We start from the raw sequence: 18576 nt of genomic DNA on the forward strand, positions 1-18576 counted from the left end.
ATTTCCTGTCCTGCATGCGAGTTGGCCGCATCGAGCCGCCTCCCGTGATGTCCGCCACATGGAGGAACAATTCGGTCATATGTGCTTTGAATTGCCTTTAATGACCCTGGGCTCCGGGCTGCCCCTCATTCCTGTGTGCCGTGCCGCTGTCTCTTCGGCCGCCCGGTCGTTCGTTGCCTCGGCGGGCGTCCTGGGCTTGACCCGGAAGGTTCGGAAGTAGATGATGTACGTATACGTCGTAAACATACGTATTTGGTGATGAACGCCCCCATCGAGGACTACGCCCTCCTCAGCGACCTGGAGACCGCCGCCATGATCGGCCGGGACGGCTCCGTCGACTGGCTGTGTCTGCCCCGCTTCGACTCGCCGGCCTGTCTGGCCGCGCTGCTCGGTACGCCGGACAACGGATTCTGGCGGGTCGCGCCCCTTGGCGGCGACCGGTGCACGCGCCGGTCCTACCGGCCCGACACGCTGGTGCTGGATTCGTGGTGGGAGACCCCGACGGGGGTCGTGCGGGTCACGGACTTCATGCCGCCGCGGGCGGGGGTGCCTTGTCTGGTCCGAGTGGTGGAGGGACTCTCGGGCTCCGTGTCCATGCGCAGCGAGCTGCGGCTGCGCTTCCACCAGGGTCGGGTCGTGCCCTGGGTCCGGGCCGTCGACCAGTGCGCGGTGGCGGTCGCCGGCCCGGACGCCGTCTGGCTGGGCGCCGACGGAGCCGCACGGGAACCCGGCGGCGTCGACGCCACGGTCCACGACTTCACCGTCCCCGCCGGACGGCGACTCGCGCTGACGCTGGTGTGGTCGCCCTCGCACCTGCCCGAACCGCCCACGCCGCTGAGCGTCCCGGCCGAGACGCTGCTCAAGGAGACCGCCGACTACTGGCGGACCTGGACCGCCCAGTGCTGCTACGAAGGGCCGTGGCGGGACGCCGTGGTGAGGTCACTCATCACCTTGAAGGCGCTCATCTACGCCCCCACGGGCGGCATCGTGGCAGCCCCCACCACCTCCCTGCCCGGCTGCATCGGCGGCGAGCGCAACTGGGACTACCGGTACTGCTGGCTGCGCGACTCCACCTTCGCACAGTCCTGCCTCCTGCACAGCGGCTACCGGGAGGAGGCGACGGCCTGGCTGGACTGGCTGGTGCGGGCCATCGCCGGCAACCCGTGCGACCTGCAGACCGTGTACGGCGTCGGCGGGCAGCGTCTGCTCCCCGAGACCGAGGCGCCCTGGCTGACCGGCTACGAGGGCTCGCGGCCCGTCCGGTTCGGCAACTCCGCGGCGAACCAGTTCCAGCTGGACGTGTACGGCGAGGTCCTCGACACCTTCTGGCTGTCGCTGCGAGCCGGCATTGCGATGCCGGCCCATGTGTGGCATCTGGTGGAGGCGATGATGGGCTATCTGCAGCGGCACTGGCGTGAACCGGATCAGGGTCTGTGGCAAATGCGGGGCCCGCGGCGGCAGTTCGTGCACTCCAAGGTCATGGCCTGGGTCGCCGCCGACCGTGCCCTGCGGATGGGCGAGCTGCTCGGCCGCAACGGCTCCTCCGGCGAATGGCGCGCCCTGCGGGACGAGGTGCACCGTCAGGTCTGCCGGCAGGGCTGGGATTCCGGACAGTGCAGCTTTGTGCAGTCATACGGCTCCCCGGCGCTGGACGCGTCGGTCCTGCTGATGCCACGGTTCGGCTTCCTGCCCGCACATGACCAGCGGATGCGCGGCACCGTCCGCGCGATGGGGCGGCTCGATCTCGGGGGCTTCGTGCGGCGCTACGCGTCGGACGGCCACGGCGTCCATGAAGTGGACGGTGTGCACGGCTCGGAAGGCGCCTTCGTGTCCTGCTCTCTCTGGTACGCGGACGCCCTTGCCGCGACCGGTCACGTCGAACCGGCCCGAGACCTCTTCGAGCGTGTGCTCGCGGTGCGCAACGACGTGGGCCTGCTCTCGGAGCAGTGGGATCCCGACGCGGGCCGTCAACTGGGCAACGCGCCCAAGGCGTTCAGCCACATCGCCCTGGTGGAGACGGCGTTCGCCCTCAGGGCTTCGGGTTCGGGCGCCGCTCGGCACCGGCGTACCCGTGCGGGTTGAGCCGCTGGAAGTGCCAGGCGTCCCGGCACATGTCCGCAAGGGTTCGGGTGGGCCGCCAGCCCCAGGCGCGGCTGACGGCGCTCGCGTCGGCGACGAGGGTGGCGACGTCCCCGGGACGGCGCGGCCCGACTTCGTACGGAATGGGCTTGGCGCTGGCCTCGGAGAAGGCGGCGACCACGTCCAGGACCGAAATGCCCTGTCCCAGGCCGAGGTTGAACACATGCATGCCAGGGGCGTCGGCGAGGTGGTCGAGTGCGATGCGGTGCGCCTCGACGGTGTCCATGACGTGGATGTAGTCGCGGACCGCGGTGCCGTCAGGGGTGGGGTAGTCACCGCCGAACACCTGCAGCCGCTTGCTGTGACCGAGGGCGACCTGCGCCACGTGCGGCATGAGGTTGTCGGGGGCGCCCTGCGGGTCCTCGCCGAGCAGCCCGCTGGGATGGGCGCCGGCCGGGTTGAAGTAGCGCAGGCACAGCACCGTGTACTCGGGACGGCGGCAGCAGACATCGGCGAGGATCTGCTCGCAGGCACGCTTCGAAGCCGCGTAGGGGTTGGTCGGATGTGCCGGGGTCGATTCGTCGAGCGGGCCCGCGCCCGCGTCGCCGTAGACCGAGCACGAGGAGGAGAACACGAGCCGGTGGACTCCGTGCTCGTGCATCGTGCGCAGCAGTGAGGTGGTGCCGCCCACATTGGTGTCGTAGTACTCGACCGGCGACTCGACCGATCCGCTCACCGACTTGAGCGCGGCGAAGTGCATGACGGCGTCCACGGGATGCCGGTCGAAGACCGCCGACAGGGCGCGCCGGTCCCGTATGTCCAGTTCGTAGACGGCCCCGACGAACCGGCCCGCGATCCGCTCCACCCGCGCGAAGACATGGGGCGTGCTGTTCGCGTAGTCGTCGACCACGATCACCTCGTAACCGTGGTCGAGGAGCTCGACGCAGGCGTGGCTGCCGATGAACCCGGCGCCGCCGGTGACGAGGACGGTGGACGGAGCCCAGGAGGGTGCGGCCCCCGGGCGTGCATGCGCTCGCCTGTACTTGTCCACGGTTCCTCGTCGGGCCTGAGGATGACGTCGTATGTTTACGGCGTATACCTAAGACAGTGCGCTTTCCGCCCCCGAGGAGTCAAGAGCGCCGGTTCACGGCCTGACCAGCAGCTGGAAGTCGAACGCGTAGCGGGACGCACGGTAGATGTGCGTCCCGTACTCCACCGGTCGCCCGGTGTCGTCGTACGCCGTGCGCTGCATGGTGAGCAGGGCCGCGCCCTCCTCCTCGTCGAGGCGGGCGGCCTCCTCGGCGGTGGCGGAGCGGGCGCCGATGGTCTGGTGGGCGCTGTGCAGGGTGATGCCGGCGGTGCGCATCATCCGGTACAGGCCGGTCGACTCCAGGCGGGCGGAGTCGAGTTCCAGCAGGGTCGCGGGGAGGTAGTTGCACAGCAGGGCGACCGGCTGGCCGTGGGTCAGGCGCAGCCGCTCCAGGACGATCACCTCGCTGCCCTCCGCTATGCCGAGCGCGGCCGCGACGTCCGGGGACGCGGGCTCGCGCTCGTTGCGCACCACCTGCGTGGTGGGGCCCTGTCCGGCCGACTCCAGGTCGTCGTAGAGGCTGCTGAGCTCCAGCGGGCGCTTGACCTGGCTGTGCACCACCTGAGTGCCGACCCCTCGGCGGCGCACCAGCAGCCCCTTGTCGACCAGGGACTGGATGGCCTGGCGGACGGTGGGTCTGGACAGGCCCAGGCGCGTCGAGAGGTCGATCTCGTTGCCCAGGAGGTTGCCCGGGGCGAGCGCTCCGTGCTCGATCGCCGCCTCCAGCTGCTGGGCCAGCTGGTAGTACAGCGGCACCGGACTGCCCCGGTCCAGGGCGAAGTCCAGCGAGTCGACAGCGGCCGTCGCGGCCCGTGTGGTGCCGCCGGTCCTCGCCATGGGCGTACCTCCCTCTGGATGCTGACGAAACGTCAGGAGTGGCTGGGGAAACCGAGGTTGATGCCCGCGTCGGCCGGGTCCGGCCAGCGCGTGGTGATCACCTTCCCCTGCGTGTAGAAGGCGATGCCGTCATTGCCGTAGACGTGCAGATCGCCGAAGAGGGAATCCTTCCAGCCGCCGAAGGAGTGGTAGCCCACGGGTACCGGGATCGGCACGTTCACGCCGACCATGCCCGCCTTGACCTCCAGCTGGAAGCGGCGGGCGGCGCCGCCGTCCCGGGTGAAGATCGCGGTGCCGTTGCCCCAGCGGGAGTCGTTGATCAGCTTGATGGCCTCGTCGTACGACTCGGCACGGACCACGGCGAGGACCGGGCCGAAGATCTCGTCACGGTACGCGTCTGCCGTCAGCGGCACCTTGTCCAGGAGCGTCACGCCGATGAAGAAGCCGTCGGCGCATTCGGGGTGGTCCTCGACCGTGTAGCCGCTGCCGTCGACGACGACCTCGGCGCCCTGCTCGGCGGCGCTCGTCACATAGGAGGCCACCTTGTCGCGGTGCTCGCGGGTGATCAGCGGGCCCATCTCGGAGGACGGGTCGTTGCCGGGGCCGATCTTCAGGTTCTTCGCACGCTCGGCGATCTTGGCGACCAGTTCGTCGCCCGTGTCGCCGACCGCGACCACGACAGAGACGGCCATACAGCGCTCGCCCGCCGAACCGTAGGCCGCGTTGATCGCCTGGTCGGCGGCGAAGTCCAGGTCGGCGTCCGGCAGGACCAGCATGTGGTTCTTGGCGCCGCCCAGGGCCTGGACGCGCTTGCCGTGCTCGACCGCCTTGAGCTGGATGTACTTGGCGATCGGCGTCGAGCCGACGAAGGAGACCGCCTCGACGTCCGGGTGCTCCAGCAGGCGGTCCACGGCCACCTTGTCGCCCTGCACGATGTTCAGGACGCCGTCCGGCAGGCCCGCCTCGGTGGCCAGTTCGGCCAGGCGGAAGGAGGCCGAGGGGTCCTTCTCGCTCGGCTTGAGCACGAAGGTGTTGCCGCAGGCGATGGCCAGCGGGAACATCCACATCGGCACCATGGCCGGGAAGTTGAACGGAGTGATGCCCGCGACCACGCCCAGCGGCTGCCGGATCGAGGCGACGTCGACGCGGGTGGAGACCTGCGTCGACAGCTCGCCCTTCAGCTGCACGCTGATCCCGCAGGCCAGCTCGACGATCTCCATGCCGCGCGCGACCTCGCCGAGCGCGTCGGAGTGGACTTTGCCGTGTTCGGCGGTGATCAGCTCGGCGATCTCGTCGCGGTGCGCGTCGAGCAGCTCGCGGTACTTGAACAGGATCGCGGTGCGCTTGGCCAGCGAGGACGAACCCCAGGTCTCGAAGGCGGCCTTCGCGGAGGCGACGGCGGCGTCCACCTCGTCGACGGTCGCGAATCCGACCTGCTTCTCCTGCGCGCCGGTCGCCGGGTCGTACACGGCGCCGTGGCGGCCGGAGGTGGACTCGACGGGCTTGCCGTCGATCCAGTGGGTGATGGTCTTCATGGTGCGGGGGCCTTTCACAAAGGGGTCGTGCGGGGGAGGTCAGAGGTGGCGGCGCTGCCCGGCGACCTGCCGGTCGTACTCCTGCCGGGCCTGTACGGCGGCCTCGCGGGAGGCGGTCTCGGCGACCGGCACGTCCCACCAGGCCTCCGCCGGGGGAGCGGTCGGGGTGGCGGTGTCGGTCTCGATGTAGACGCAGGTCGGGCGGTCGGAGGCGCGGGCCGCGGCGAGCGCCTCGCGCAGTTCGCGGACCGTCTTGGCGCGCAGCACGTCCATGCCGAGGCTGCCGGCGTTGGCGGCGAGGTCGACGGGGAGGGGGGCTCCGGAGAAGGTGCCGTCGGCGGCCCGGTAGCGGTAGGCGGTGCCGAAGCGCTCGCCGCCGACCGACTCGGAGAGGCCGCCGATGGAGGCGTAGCCGTGGTTCTGGATCAGGACGAGATTGACGGGCAGGCCCTCCTGGACGGCCGTGACGATCTCGGTCGGCATCATCAGGTAGGTGCCGTCGCCGACCAGGGACCAGACCGCGGTGTCGGGGGCGGCCTGCTGGACGCCGATGGCGGCCGGGATCTCGTAGCCCATGCAGGAGTAGCCGTACTCCAGGTGGTACTGGCGGGGGCTGCGGGCCCGCCAGAGCTTGTGCAGGTCGCCGGGGAGCGAACCGGCCGCGTTGATCACCACGTCGTCCTCGCCGACCACCGCGTCCAGGGCGCCGAGCACCTGGGTCTGGGTGGGGACGGCGTTCTCGTCGGCGGCGGTGAAAGCGGCGTCAACCACCTGCTCCCAGCGTTCCTTGCCGACGCGGTACTCGTCCTCGTAAACCGAGTTCACACGGTGACCGGCTAGAGCCTGCGTCAACGCTGTGAGCCCTGCGCGCGCGTCGCACACCACCGTCCGCGCCGCCAGCTTGTGAGCGTCGAACGCGGCGATGTTGAGGTTGACGAACCGGACCTCCGGCCGCTGGAAGAGCGTGTTGGAGGCGGTGGTGAAGTCCGTGTAGCGGGTCCCGACGCCGATGATCAGGTCGGCCGTGCGTGCGAATTCGTCGCAGACCGCCGTGCCGGTGTGACCGATGCCGCCGAGGTCGGCGGGGTGGTCGTACCGCAGCGAGCCCTTGCCGGCCTGGGTCGAGGCGACGGGGATGCCGGTGGCGTCCACCAGCGCCTTGAGCGCCTCCTCGGCCTGGCTGTGGTGGATGCCCCCGCCCGCGACGATCAGCGGCCGCTCGGCGGCCCGGATCGCCGCCACCGCCTCCGCGAGCTCGTACGGGTCGGGAGCCGGCCGCCGCATATGCCACACACGCTCGGCGAAGAACTCCTCCGGCCAGTCATAGGCCTCCGCCTGCACGTCCTGCGGAAGAGCCAGAGTCACGGCACCGGTCTCGGCGGGGTCGGCGAGGACCCGCATGGCGTTGAGGGCGGAGGGGATCAGGGACTCGGGACGGGTGATGCGGTCGAAGTACCGCGACACCGGGCGCAGGGTGTCGTTGACCGACACGTCCGCCTCGGTCGGATGCTCCAGCTGCTGCAGCAGCGGGTCGGCGACCCGGGTGGCGAAGTAGTCGCCGGGCAGCAGCAGGACGGGCAGGCGGTTGATGGTCGCGAGCGCGGCGCCGGTGACCAGGTTGGTGGCGCCCGGGCCGATGGACGTCGTCACCGCCTGTGCGGAGAGGCGGTCGAGCTGGCGGGCGTAGCCGACGGCCGCATGCACCATGGCCTGCTCGTTGCGGCCCTGGTGGTACGGCATCGTCTCCTCGCCCGCCTCCAGGAGGGCCTGGCCGATCCCGGCAACGTTGCCATGGCCGAAGATGCCCCAGGTGCCCGCGATCAGCCGCCGGCGCACGCCGTCGCGCTCGGTGTACTGGACGGACAGGAACCGCACCAGGGCCTGGGCGACGGTCAGGCGGCGGGTGGTGGTGCTCATCAGGACTTCTCCGGTGCCGTGTAGAGGGGGAGGCGGGGGTCGACGGGCTGCTCGGGCCAGGTGGAGCGGACCCAGGCGTGATCGGGGTGGTCGCAGATCAGCCAGGCACGCTCGGGCTCCGGGCCCGCCATGACGTTGAGGTAGTACATGTGGTGGCCGGGCACGGCCATGGAGGGCCCGTGCCAGCCGTCGGGGATCAGCACGACGTCCCCGCCGCGCACCTCGGCCAGCACATCCGTGTTGCGGCCCCGCCCGGAGGGGGAGACCCGCTGGTAGCCGAGGCCGGGGATGCCGTCATGGGCGGCGAACTCGAAGTAGTAGATCTCTTCCAGGACGGACTCCTCGCCGGGCCGGTGCTCGTCGTGCTTGTGCGGCGGGAACGACGACCAGTTGCCGCCCGGCGTGATCACCTCCACCGCGATCAGCTTGTCGCACTCGAAACCCTGTCCATCAGCGCCTCCGGCGCGGGTCGCCGCCCCGAAGTTGTTGACCTGGCGGGAGGAGTTGCCGGTGCCGCGCAGCTCCACCGGTACGGACGAGGCCGGTCCGTAGCGGGCGGGCAGCCGCCGGGTGCAGCGCGCGCCGGTGAGCGCGAACCGTCCGCCGCCGGTGGACGTGATCGTCGTACGGGCGTCCCTGGGGACGTACGCGAAGTCGCTGACGGCGCTGAACACGCTGTCGCGGCCGGTGAGTTCGAAGGTGTCGTGGCCGAAGTCGTCGGCGGCCGCGACCGCGCAGCCGCCGCTGAGCGGCAGCACGATCCACTCGCTGTCGCCGGTGTCGAAGGTGTGCGCGCCGCCCGGCGGGAGCTCCAGCACACGCAGGCTGGAGTAGCCCCAGCCGGCCTTCTCCGGGGTGACGTCCACGACGTAGGGGCCGCCGAGGGCCTTGCCGGCAGGCAGGTGGTAGGTCATGGGGCGCTCCGGTGGTGGGTCATACAGCACTCCTCCGACTCACAGCAGTCCTACGGCCGTGTCGACCGCCGTCTCCACACTGCCCTCCGCCGGGTAGAGCAGCGAGCGCCCGACGACCATCCCCTGCACGGTCGGCAGCCTCAGGGCCTTGCGCCAGCGCTCGTACGCGCCCGCTTGTGCCTCCGCGGACTCGCCCACCTCGCCGCCGAGCAGCACGGTCGGCAGCGTGGAGGTCTCCAGCACCTCGCCCATGTCGTCCGGGTCGTCGGTGACGGGCAGCTTCAGCCAGGTGTAGGCGGAGGTGCCGCCCAGGCCCGCGGCGATCGCGATGGACTTCGTGACGGCCTCTGCGGACAGGTCGTTGCTGACCCGGCCGTCTGTGCGGCGCGAGATGAACGGCTCGACGAACAGCGGCAGCCGGTGTGCCGCCATGTCGTCGATCGCGCGGGCCGTGGACTCCAGCGTGGTCAGCGAGCCCGGGTCGTCGTAGTCGATGCGCAGCAGCAGCTTGCCCGCGTCGAAGCGGAGCCGGGCGATGTCCTCGGCGCGGTGGCCGGTGAAGCGGTCGTCCATCTCGAAGACGGCGCCCGCGAGGCCCCCGCGGTTCATGGACCCCATGACGACCTTGTTCTCCAGCACCCCGAGCAGGAGGAGGTCCTCCAGGATGTCGGCGGTGGCCAGCACCCCGTCCACGCCCGGCCGCGACAGCGCGATGCACAGGCGCTCCAGCAGCTCGGCGCGGCCGGCCATGGCGAGCCGGCGGTCGCCGACGCCGAGGGCGCCGCGGGCCGGGTGGTCGGCGGCCACGATCATCAGGCGGCCGCTGTCACCGATGAGCGGGCGGCGCGTGCGCCGGGCGGCCGCCTCGGCGACGGCCTCGGGGTGGCGGGCCCTGACCGAGACGAGGTCGGGGATGCTGAGGGACAAGGGGAAGCTCCGTTTCAGAGGGTGGCCCGCGCGAGGAGGTCCTCGACCTCGGCCTCGGTGGGCATCGCGGAGGAACAGGCGAGACGGGAGGCGACGAGGGCGCCGGCCGCGTTGGCGTACCGCATGATTTCGGCCAACTCCCAGCCGGCCAGCAGGCCGTGCACGAGGGAGCCGCCGAAGGCGTCGCCCGCGCCGAGACCGTTGGCCACCTCGACGGGCACCGGCGCTACCTCGGCGCTGGTGCCGTCGCGGTGCACGGCGAGGACGCCCTTGGGGCCCTGCTTGACGACCGCCAGTTCCACGCCCGCCTCCAGCAGCGCCTCGGCGCAGGCCCGCGGCTCGCGGACACCGGTGGCGACCTCGCACTCGTCGAGGTTGCCGACGGCGACCGTGACATGCCGCAGCGCCTCCGCGTAGTAGGGGCGGGCCTCCTGGGGGTGCTCCCAGAACATGGGCCGCCAGTCGAGGTCGAAGACCGTCGTACCTGCCTTGTCGCGTGCCTTGAGGGCGGCGAGTGTGGCGGAGCGGCTGGGCTCCTCGCTCAGGCCGGTGCCGGTGATCCAGAAGACCCGGCTCGCACGGATGGCGAAGTAGTCCAGCTCGTCGGAATGTATCTCCAGGTCAGGAGCCTTAGGCTGCCGGTAGAAATACAGAGGGAAGTCATCCGGAGGGAAGATCTCGCAGAAGGTCACCGGTGTCGGGTACGCGGCGACGGGTGCGACCCAGCGGTCGTCGACGTCGAACTCCTTCAGCGCCTCGTGCAGATAGGCGCCGAAGGGGTCGTCGCCGGTGCGGGTGATCACCGCGGTGTTCCGGCCGAGCCGGGCGGCGGCGACCGCCACGTTGGCGGCCGAACCGCCGAGGAACTTGCCGAAGGTCTCGACCCGGGCCAGGGGCACCCCCGACTGCAGTGGGTAGAGATCGACTCCGATACGGCCCATAGTGATCAAGTCGAAGGACTGGTCTGACTCGGCCATGCGCGACGCTCCTCGAGCTGGTCTGGGGATGCGGGTCCCAGAGGGCCTGCCGCCCCACAGGTGTAGGCCTCGGAGGGCGACGCTGTCAATAGTTTGTACTTACATTCGGACTAGCTCGTGAAATGATGTCTTAACAAAGTATTGACAGCGGGCGCGGCCAGGGGTTTGATCCCGTCCCAGGCCGACCGCCGCGTTTGCGGCAGACGACCCGGGCATGCCAAGATCCCGGGCCGCTGGATCATCGTGATCCCCCTCTCCCTTTCCCCCGCAACGCACAGTGAGGTGCCAGGAAAGATGGACCGCTCTTCTCACCCCCGCTCCCGCAGAATCGCCCCCGTTGTCGCGGTGGCCGCGGCGGCTGCCCTGACCCTCGCCGGCTGCTCCAGCAGCTCCGGGGGCAAGAAGTCCGAGGAGGGTGGCGCCAACGCATCGGCAGGCAAGGCCACCACGCCTCGGATGACGGTCGCTCTGGTCACGCACCAGTCGCCCGGCGACACCTTCTGGGACATCGTCCGCAAGGGTGCCGAGGCCGCCGCGGCCAAGGACAACATCAAGCTGATCTACTCGTCCGACCCGAACGCGGGCAACCAGTCCAACCTGGTGCAGAACGCGATCGACCAGAAGGTCGACGGCATCGCCGTCACCCTGGCCAAGCCGGACGCCCTCAAGGCCGTCGTCGGCAAGGCGAAGTCCGCCAACATACCCGTCGTGGGCCTCAACTCCGGTGTCAGCGACTGGAAGAAGCTCGGCCTGATGGAGTTCTTCGGCCAGGACGAGTCCGTGGCCGGCGAGGCGTTCGGCAAGAAGCTCAACGACCTCGGCGCCAAGCACACCGTCTGTGTCATCCAGGAGCAGGGCAACGTCGGTCTGACCCAGCGCTGCGACGGCGTGAAGAAGACCTTCTCCGGCAAGACCGACGTCCTCTACGTCAACGGCACGGACATGCCGTCGGTGAAGTCGACGATCACCGCGAAGCTGAAGCAGGACTCCTCCATCGACTACGTCACCGCCCTCGGCGCCCCGTACGCGCTGACCGCGGTGCAGTCGGTCTCGGACGCCGGCAGCAAGGCGAAGGTCGCCACCTTCGACCTCAACAAGGACCTCACGACCGCCATCAGCAAGGGCACGATCCAGTTCGCGGTGGACCAGCAGCCCTACCTCCAGGGCTACCTGGCGATCGACTCGCTGTGGCTGTACAAGAACAACGGCAACTACATGGGCGGCGGTGAGCAGCCGGTGCTGACCGGTCCTGCGTTCGTCGACAAGTCCAATGTCGAGGCGGTCTCCAAGTTTGCCGCCAACGGAACCCGGTGATGAGTATGACCCAGCACGCCGAGCCGGCGGTGACCTCACCGCCGGCCCCCGGCCCCAAGGAGACGGACGGGCGGACCGCCGAACGGCCTCTGGTCGTGCGGCTGTTGGCCCGGCCCGAGGTGGGTGTCTTCCTCGGTGCCGTCGCGGTGTACGTGTTCTTCCTGGTGGCGGCGCCGCCGGTGCGTGACGCCAGTTCGATGGCGAACATCCTCTACCAGTCCTCGACGCTGGGCATCGTGACGATCCCGGTGGCGCTGCTGATGATCGGCGGGGAGTTCGACCTGTCGGCCGGTGTCGGGGTGATCACCTCGGCGCTGACCGCGGCCATGATCAGCTACCAGCTCACCATGAACGTGTGGGTGGGGGTGATCGCAGCGCTGGTGGTGTCTTTGGCGATCGGTTTCTTCAACGGCTGGATGGTCGTCAAGACGGGCCTGCCCAGCTTCCTGGTCACGCTGGGCACCTTCCTGATCCTGCAGGGCGTCAACCTCGCGGTGACCAAGCTGGTCACCGGGAACGTCGCCACCGACGACATCAGCAACATGGACGGCTTCGACCAGGCCAGGAAGGTCTTCGCCTCCAGCTTCGACATCGGTGGCGTGCAGGTGAAGATCACTGTGTTCTGGTGGCTGCTGTTCGCGGCGCTGGCGACCTGGGTGCTGCTGCGCACCAAGTACGGCAACTGGACCTTCGCGGTGGGCGGCAACAAGGAGAGCGCGCGGGCCGTCGGTGTGCCGGTGGCGTTCACCAAGATCAGTCTGTTCATGCTGGTGGGCTTCGGTGCCTGGTTCGTGGGCATGCACCAGCTGTTCACCTTCAACACCGTGCAGTCCGGTGAGGGCGTCGGCATCGAGCTGATCTACATCTCCGGCGCGGTGATCGGCGGCTGCCTGCTGACCGGCGGCTACGGCTCGGCGATCGGCCCGGTCTTCGGTGCGTTCATGTTCGGCATGGTGCAGCAGGGCATCGTCTACGCCGGCTGGAACCCCGACTGGTTCAAGGCCTTCCTCGGCGTCATGCTGCTGGGCGCCGTCCTGATCAATCTGTGGGTCCAGCGCACGATGACCCGAAGGTGACATTGCGATGACAGACAACACCAGCAAAACCCACGGAGCCATCCTCCCCGATGCACCGCCCGAGAAGGACGGGGCGATCGTGGAGCTGCGCAATGCGGGCAAGGCGTACGGCAACATACGCGCCCTGCACGGGGTGAGCCTCAAGGTGCATCCCGGCCAGGTCACCTGCGTGCTCGGCGACAACGGCGCCGGCAAGTCCACGTTGATCAAGATCATTTCCGGGCTGCACCAGCACACCGAGGGCGAGTTCCTCGTCGACGGCGCCCCGGTGCGCTTCACCACCCCGCGTGACGCCCTGGACCGCGGGATCGCCACCGTCTACCAGGACCTGGCGACCGTGCCGCTGATGCCGGTGTGGCGCAACTTCTTCCTCGGCTCCGAGATGACCCGCGGCCCCTGGCCCATCCGGCGTCTGGACATCGAGAAGATGAAGAAGACCGCCGACCATGAGCTGCGGGAGATGGGCATCGTCCTGGACAACCTGGAACAGCCCATCGGCACCCTCTCCGGCGGCCAGCGCCAGTGCGTGGCGATCGCCCGCGCCGTCTACTTCGGCGCCCGCGTCCTCATCCTCGACGAGCCCACCGCCGCCCTGGGCGTCAAGCAGTCCGGGGTGGTGCTCAAGTACATCGCGGCGGCCCGCGAACGCGGCCTGGGCGTCATCTTCATCACCCACAACCCGCACCACGCCTACATGGTGGGCGACCACTTCAGCGTGCTGCGCCTGGGCACCATGGAACTGTCCGCCGAACGCTCCCAGATCACCCTGGAAGAGCTGACCAACCACATGGCCGGCGGCGCCGAACTCGCCGCGCTCAAGCACGAGCTGTCCCAGGTCAGCGGTGTCGACGTCGAGGAACTCCCGGAGCAGGAAGACCTCACCGCACCCGTGGCGGCAAGCCCGGAAGGAACCTCCTGACATGGCAGGCGCTCTGGACCGCATCCGGGTCGGATCGGCCCCCGACTCCTGGGGCGTCTGGTTCCCGGACGACCCTCAGCAGGTGCCCTGGGAACGCTTCCTCGACGAGGTCGCCGAGGCCGGCTACTCGTGGATCGAGCTGGGCCCCTACGGCTATCTGCCGACCGACCCGGCCCGCCTCACCGACGAGATCGCCAAGCGGGACCTGAAGGTCTCGGCGGGCACCGTCTTCACCGGCCTGCACCGCGGCCCCTCCGTCTGGGAGTCCACCTGGGAGCACGTCAGCCAGGTCGCGGCGCTCACGCAGGCGATGGGTGCCAAGCATCTCGTCGTCATCCCGTCGTTCTGGCGGGACGACAAGACGGCCGAGATCCTGGAGCCGCCGGAGCTGACCGGTGAGCAGTGGGCGTACCTCACCAAGGGCATGGAGCGGCTCGGGCACGAGGTGAAGGAGACGTACGGCCTCGACATCGTCGTACATCCGCACGCCGACACCCACATCGACACCGAGGACCACGTCGAGCGCTTCCTCGACTCGACCGACTCCGAACTGGTCAACCTGTGCCTGGACACCGGGCACTACGCCTACTGCGGCGGGGACAGCGTCAAGCTGATCGAGGCCTACGGCGAACGCATCGGCTATCTGCACCTCAAGCAGGTCGACCCGCAGATCCTCGCCGACGTCCAGGCCAAGGGCACACCGTTCGGGCCTGCCGTGGCGCAGGGCGTGATGTGCGAACCGCCCGCCGGCGTCCCGGAGTTGGGGTCGGTGATGGAGGCCGCGCAGAAGCTCGGTGTGGAGCTGTTCGCCATCGTTGAGCAGGACATGTACCCGTGCGAGCCGGACAAGCCGCTGCCGATCGCGGTGCGCACCCGTAAGTTCCTGAGGTCCTGCGGCGCCTGACCCTTCGAAGGGGGACGAACGACCATGGCTCGGCAAGGAACACTGCAGGTCGCGGTCGTCGGCACCGGCAAGATGGGTGCCGACCACGTCCGCCGTATCCAGGAGGTCGTCAGCGGGGCCAGGGTGACGGCAGTCGTGGACGTCGATGCGGAACGCGCCAAGGACGTCGCCGCCCGCATCGACGGCTGCACCGCCTACTCCGACCCGGCCGCCGCCATGTCGGCAGCCGATGTCGACGCCGTGCTGATCGCCTCCCCGGGCCCCGCCCACGAGGCGGCCCTGCTGACGGCGTTCGAGCACGATCTGCCCGTGCTGTGCGAGAAGCCGCTCACCCCGGACGCGGCCTCCGCGCTGCGGGTGCTGGAAGCGGAGCAGAAGCTGGGCCGTCGCCTCGTCCAGGTCGGCTTCATGCGGCGCTACGACGCCGAGTACCTGAAGCTCAAGTCGCTCCTCAACACGGGTCAGTTGGGACGCCCGCTGATGCTGCACAACCGGCATCGCAACCTCGCCTCCCCGCCCGGCTGGCGCAGCGAGATGCTCATCAACGACTCCGTCGTGCACGAGATGGACGTGACGCGCTGGCTGCTCGGCCAGGAGATCACCGCCGTCACCGTCCTGCGCCCGACGCCGTCCGCGAACGCCCCGGACGAGATGCAGGACCCGCAGTTCGTCGTCTTCGAGACCGACGGCGGCGTCATCGTCGACGTCGAGATCTTCGTCAACTGCGGCTTCGGCTACCAGGTCCAGGCCGAGGTGGTCTGCGAACGCGGCACCGCCCGCATCGGCGACGGCCACGCCATGGTCACCAACATGGCAGGCCGCTGGGGCGGCACCATCATCCAGGACTACATCGAACGCTTCGCCGACGCCTACGACCGCGAGGTCCAGGCCTGGGTCGACGCCACCCGCCGCGGCGAGGTCGTCGGCCCGAGCGTGTGGGACGGCTACGCCGTCGCCGCGGTCTGCGAGGCGGGCGTGAAGGCGCTGGAGCAAGGCACCCGGGTGCCGGTGGAACTGGTGGACCGACCGGCGCTGTACGAGGTCACCCGACAGCCCGGCTGAACACCACCCGGTCCTCGCCGGGCCCGTTGTAGTCCGCCTCCACATTCACCTCGAACCCGAGACTGCGGTGGAAGGCCACCGACCCTTTGTTGCCCAGGCTCGTGATGGCCTTCAGCCGGACCGCCCCCTGCCGCCGCGCGGCCTCGGTGAACGCACCGTACAGCTCCCGCCCCAGACCGCTGCCCCGGGCGTCGTCCCGCGTCGCGATCAGATGCACATACCCGGTGCCGCCGGGCGTGACGAACCCGATCAGATACCCGAGAATGCCGTCGTCGGACCGGGCGACCAGACAGGTCTCGCCGAACTCCTGCACCAGAGCCAAAAGATGCAGATCACGCAGATCGCGCTCGCCCCAGTAACGGGGGTGGTCGGCGAGGACCTGCTGGATGTCGGTGACTTGGGCGGGTGCGATGTGTACGGCCATGGCGCCGATCATCGCAGAGGGGGCTGCGGCTGGGGCTCGTGCGCATCCTGCTGCTGCCACGCAGATCGCGGCCTGGCCGGCGCCCGGGGTTGGCCGGAGGAGGAAGCCGTCCTGGGCGAGTTCACGGACAACGCCGCCGAACCCGCCCTGACGCCCTTCCCGTTGGCCACCTGACCGCCCACCGCGCCGGAGTCGTATCCAGCCTTCGGTCACGCCCGGCTCCGCGGCCGCGGTTCGAATCCCGCCGCCCGGTAGCTCTGGTCGATCAGGGTCATCGTCGCCAGCGCGTCGTCCGCGTCCAGGGGCAGTGGAGTGCCCTCACGGACCCGGGCCGTGAAGGCCTCCAGCTGGTACGTGTACGAGGACCGGGTGCCGAGTTGTTCCGTTCGTTCGCCGTCGGGAGTGCGGATCACGATTGTGTCGTCCATCTGGGGGAGGACGAAGTTCGGGGCCAGGGCCTCGCCGCGGCTGCCGATGATGCGGCAGCTCATCTCCAGCTTGTCGTACGCCATGTGGCAGCGGGCGGAGGCGGTGGCGCCGTTCGGGAAGGTGAGGTCGGCGTCCAGCCATTCGTCGACGCCGGGTGCGCCCGCGCGTTCCCCGCCGCGGGCGGAGACCAGGCTCGGTGTGCCGCCTGCCCAGGGGGCCAGCATCCGTACGGCGTGCAGGCTGTAGCAGCCCAGGTCCATCACGGCGCCCCCGGCCAGGGGCAGGGACCAGCGTGGGTCGCCGTCCGCCGGGGCGGGGATGGCGACCAGGGTCTCCACTCGCTGCAGCTCGCCCAGTTCACCACTGGCCACAAGCTCGTGCAGGCGGCGGGTGACCGGGTGGAAGAGGTAGTGGAAGGCCTCCATGAAGACCGTGCCGGCCTTGGCCGCAGCTTCCCGCACCTCGGCGGCCTCCTCGGCGTTGCTCGCCGACGGCTTCTCCGACAGGACGTGCTTGCCGGCCGCGAGTGCGGCCAGGTTCCACGGGCCGTGCAGGCCGTTGGCGAGCGGGTTGTAGACAACCTCGACCTCGGGGTCGGCGAGCAGGGCGGCGTAGGAGTCCGCGACCCGCTCCACACCGTGCTCGGCGGCGAAGGCCTCGGCGCGGGAGCGGTCGCGGGCGGCCACCGCGACCAGCCGGTGGCCGGCGGTGCGGGCCGGGTCGATCAGGGCGCGTTCGGTGATCCGGGCGGCGCCGAGGACGCCGATGCGCAGGGGTTCGCGGACCGCTTCGCTCATGAGGTCGTTTCCTTCTCTGTCCGTTCGTGCAGGGCCAGTGTGCCGTCGGCGGGCGGGAAATGGCGGCGGACCAGGTCCTGGGCGTGGGCGATGGTGCATTCGATGAGCTCGAAGGCGGGCAGGCCGCCGACGTAGTAGGTGTGGTCGCGGCCCTGCAGCGCGTCGAGCCGGTCCAGGGCGCCGTCCGCGAGGTCTTCGCTGCGGAAGTGCGGCATGAACGCCCACTGGCGGTGCAGATGCACTTTCTCCAGCCGTCCGCCGAGTGCCGCCACGTCGGCTTCCAGCAGCGCGCTCACGTCCTCGGAACCGCCGTAGGAGTAGAAGGTCCGCACATCGCTGCCCGGGTAGCGGTGGTGGTACGAGACGCAGTGGCCGGCCGCCTCGCGGGTCGCGGTGTGGCGGTCGAGGAAGTAGAAGGCGTTCTCGGGCAGGCCGGACGCCGTGGCGAGGGTGGTGTGGTAGGCGTTCGAGACGATCCTCGCGGCGAGGTCGCGCTCCTGCGCGGTGGCGTCCAGGACCGGCAGGATGCGGTCCAGAGGGACGGCGAGCACCAGGTCGTCGGCCTCCACCGGGCCGGAGTCCGTGTGCACCCGTACCCCGCCCTCGTGCCGCTCGACCGACACCACGCGCACCGCGCACCGCACGTCCTTCAGCTCCTCGGCGACCCGCTGCCACAGGGTGGCGAATCCGCCGGTGACGGTGAACGCGCCTCCGTGGCCCAGCAGTTCGGGCCCGGGAGACAGCAGGCCGGTCATCTCGGCGTACTTGACGAAGTACAGGGCGGGCACCTGCTCGTCGAGATAGCCGTAGCCGGCCGCGGTGTAGCCGGTGCCGAACGACTCGGCCATGGACTCGAGGCCGTGTTCGGCCAGCCACTGGGTGACCGGTGCGGCCAGGGCCCGCGCCGAGTGGGCGAGCCCGGGCTCCGCGATGCGCGGGAACTCCCGCTCGCGCAGCGCCCGGTAGCGCCGGAAGGCGCCGTCGCGCAGGAACGACATGGTCTGGCGGGCCGCGGTGCGCCGCTCGACGTCGAGGACGCGATAGCGGGTGGTGCGCTCCGTCTCCATGTCCAGTTCCGTCAGCAACTGTGCCGTCCGCTCGTACTGGTTGGTGCAGATGTGGCCGCCCAGATCGTGGGCCCGGCCGTCGACGTGCACGCTCTGGCACTTCCCCGCCACCGTCTTCTGCTCCTCCAGGACGGTCACGCGGTGTCCGGAGCGCTCCAGTTCACGGGCTGCCGCGAGGCCGCTGGGCCCGGCGCCGATGACCACCGCACGCCGTTCACTGCGTAACCGCCCGCCGGACAGGGCGGGTTGACGGTTGTCGGTGTGGGGCCGGGATATCTCGCCGGTGCTCATGGTCGTTGCTCCTCGTC

Annotated in this window: 16 protein-coding genes; 6 read left to right on the top strand and 10 right to left on the bottom strand. The window is 69.9% G+C overall.

What is annotated here, in order from left to right:
* The first annotated feature begins 258 nt into the window (after nt 1–258).
* Nucleotides 259–2082 carry a glycoside hydrolase family 15 protein gene (locus ABD355_RS13620; protein WP_486388675.1) on the top strand — a complete coding sequence of 608 codons (1824 nt, stop codon included), beginning with the start codon at nt 259–261 and terminating at the stop codon, nt 2080–2082.
* Here ABD355_RS13620 and galE read toward each other — a convergent pair.
* The 7 genes from galE to iolC form a co-directional block, all read right to left on the bottom strand.
* A complete protein-coding gene (gene galE, locus ABD355_RS13625) occupies nt 2030–3130 on the bottom strand; it encodes a UDP-glucose 4-epimerase GalE (RefSeq protein ID WP_344400497.1) in 1101 nt (366 codons plus the stop codon). The genes ABD355_RS13620 and galE overlap by 53 nt on opposite strands.
* Nucleotides 3131–3223: 93 nt before the next feature.
* Nucleotides 3224–4006, bottom strand: coding sequence for a GntR family transcriptional regulator (locus ABD355_RS13630; RefSeq protein ID WP_344400498.1), 783 nt, complete (start codon nt 4004–4006; stop codon nt 3224–3226).
* A 32-nt stretch (nt 4007–4038) separates the two neighbouring features.
* Nucleotides 4039–5541 carry a CoA-acylating methylmalonate-semialdehyde dehydrogenase gene (locus ABD355_RS13635; protein WP_344400500.1) on the bottom strand — a complete coding sequence of 501 codons (1503 nt, stop codon included), beginning with the start codon at nt 5539–5541 and terminating at the stop codon, nt 4039–4041.
* A 39-nt stretch (nt 5542–5580) separates the two neighbouring features.
* The gene (gene iolD / locus ABD355_RS13640) at nt 5581–7458 is read right to left on the bottom strand and encodes a 3D-(3,5/4)-trihydroxycyclohexane-1,2-dione acylhydrolase (decyclizing) (RefSeq protein WP_344400501.1); all 1878 of its coding nucleotides are present in this window, start codon (nt 7456–7458) and stop codon (nt 5581–5583) included.
* Nucleotides 7458–8372, bottom strand: coding sequence for a 5-deoxy-glucuronate isomerase (iolB, locus tag ABD355_RS13645; RefSeq protein WP_344400502.1), 915 nt, complete (start codon nt 8370–8372; stop codon nt 7458–7460). Before iolB ends, iolD begins: the two co-directional genes overlap by 1 nt.
* Before the next feature lie 39 nt (nt 8373–8411).
* On the bottom strand, nt 8412–9299 hold the full coding sequence (locus ABD355_RS13650) for a Cgl0159 family (beta/alpha)8-fold protein (RefSeq protein WP_344400503.1): 888 nt from the start codon (nt 9297–9299) through the stop codon (nt 8412–8414).
* Between the two features lie 14 nt (nt 9300–9313).
* Nucleotides 9314–10276 (bottom strand): 5-dehydro-2-deoxygluconokinase, encoded by a 963-nt coding sequence (gene iolC / locus ABD355_RS13655; RefSeq protein ID WP_344400505.1) that lies wholly within the window; start codon nt 10274–10276, stop codon nt 9314–9316.
* A 294-nt stretch (nt 10277–10570) separates the two neighbouring features.
* On the opposite strand from iolC, the gene ABD355_RS13660 reads away from it, so the two are divergent.
* From ABD355_RS13660 to ABD355_RS13680, 5 genes are read left to right on the top strand one after another with little or no spacing between them, the layout of a single operon-like run.
* Nucleotides 10571–11590: a sugar ABC transporter substrate-binding protein gene (locus ABD355_RS13660; RefSeq protein WP_344400506.1), complete on the top strand. Its 1020-nt coding sequence runs from the start codon at nt 10571–10573 to the stop codon at nt 11588–11590.
* Entirely contained in the window at nt 11590–12666 is a 1077-nt protein-coding gene (locus ABD355_RS13665) for an ABC transporter permease (RefSeq protein WP_344400507.1), read from the top strand. The genes ABD355_RS13660 and ABD355_RS13665 overlap by 1 nt, the downstream gene beginning before the upstream one ends.
* Nucleotides 12667–12673: 7 nt before the next feature.
* Nucleotides 12674–13585 (top strand): ATP-binding cassette domain-containing protein, encoded by a 912-nt coding sequence (locus ABD355_RS13670; RefSeq protein ID WP_344400508.1) that lies wholly within the window; start codon nt 12674–12676, stop codon nt 13583–13585.
* A gap of 1 nt (nt 13586) precedes the next feature.
* Nucleotides 13587–14489, top strand: a complete 903-nt coding sequence (locus tag ABD355_RS13675; RefSeq protein WP_344400509.1) for a sugar phosphate isomerase/epimerase family protein — start codon at nt 13587–13589, stop codon at nt 14487–14489.
* 24 nt (nt 14490–14513) lie between these two features.
* The gene (locus tag ABD355_RS13680; RefSeq protein ID WP_344400510.1) at nt 14514–15551 is read left to right on the top strand and encodes a Gfo/Idh/MocA family protein; all 1038 of its coding nucleotides are present in this window, start codon (nt 14514–14516) and stop codon (nt 15549–15551) included.
* On the opposite strand, the gene ABD355_RS13685 is transcribed toward ABD355_RS13680, so the two are convergent.
* From ABD355_RS13685 to ABD355_RS13695, 3 genes are all read right to left on the bottom strand, one after another.
* Nucleotides 15532–15975: a GNAT family N-acetyltransferase gene (locus tag ABD355_RS13685; protein WP_344400511.1), complete on the bottom strand. Its 444-nt coding sequence runs from the start codon at nt 15973–15975 to the stop codon at nt 15532–15534. The two genes, ABD355_RS13680 and ABD355_RS13685, sit on opposite strands and share 20 nt — an antisense overlap.
* A gap of 209 nt (nt 15976–16184) precedes the next feature.
* Complete coding sequence (locus ABD355_RS13690) at nt 16185–17201, bottom strand: Gfo/Idh/MocA family protein (protein ID WP_344400512.1); 1017 nt, start codon at nt 17199–17201, stop codon at nt 16185–16187.
* Nucleotides 17198–18559, bottom strand: a complete 1362-nt coding sequence (locus ABD355_RS13695) for a protoporphyrinogen/coproporphyrinogen oxidase (RefSeq protein WP_344400513.1) — start codon at nt 18557–18559, stop codon at nt 17198–17200. The genes ABD355_RS13690 and ABD355_RS13695 overlap by 4 nt, the downstream gene beginning before the upstream one ends.
* Nucleotides 18560–18576 lie beyond the last annotated feature (17 nt).

It is taken from the genome of Streptomyces longisporus, from assembly GCF_039532765.1.
GTDB lineage: Bacteria > Actinomycetota > Actinomycetes > Streptomycetales > Streptomycetaceae > Streptomyces > Streptomyces longisporus.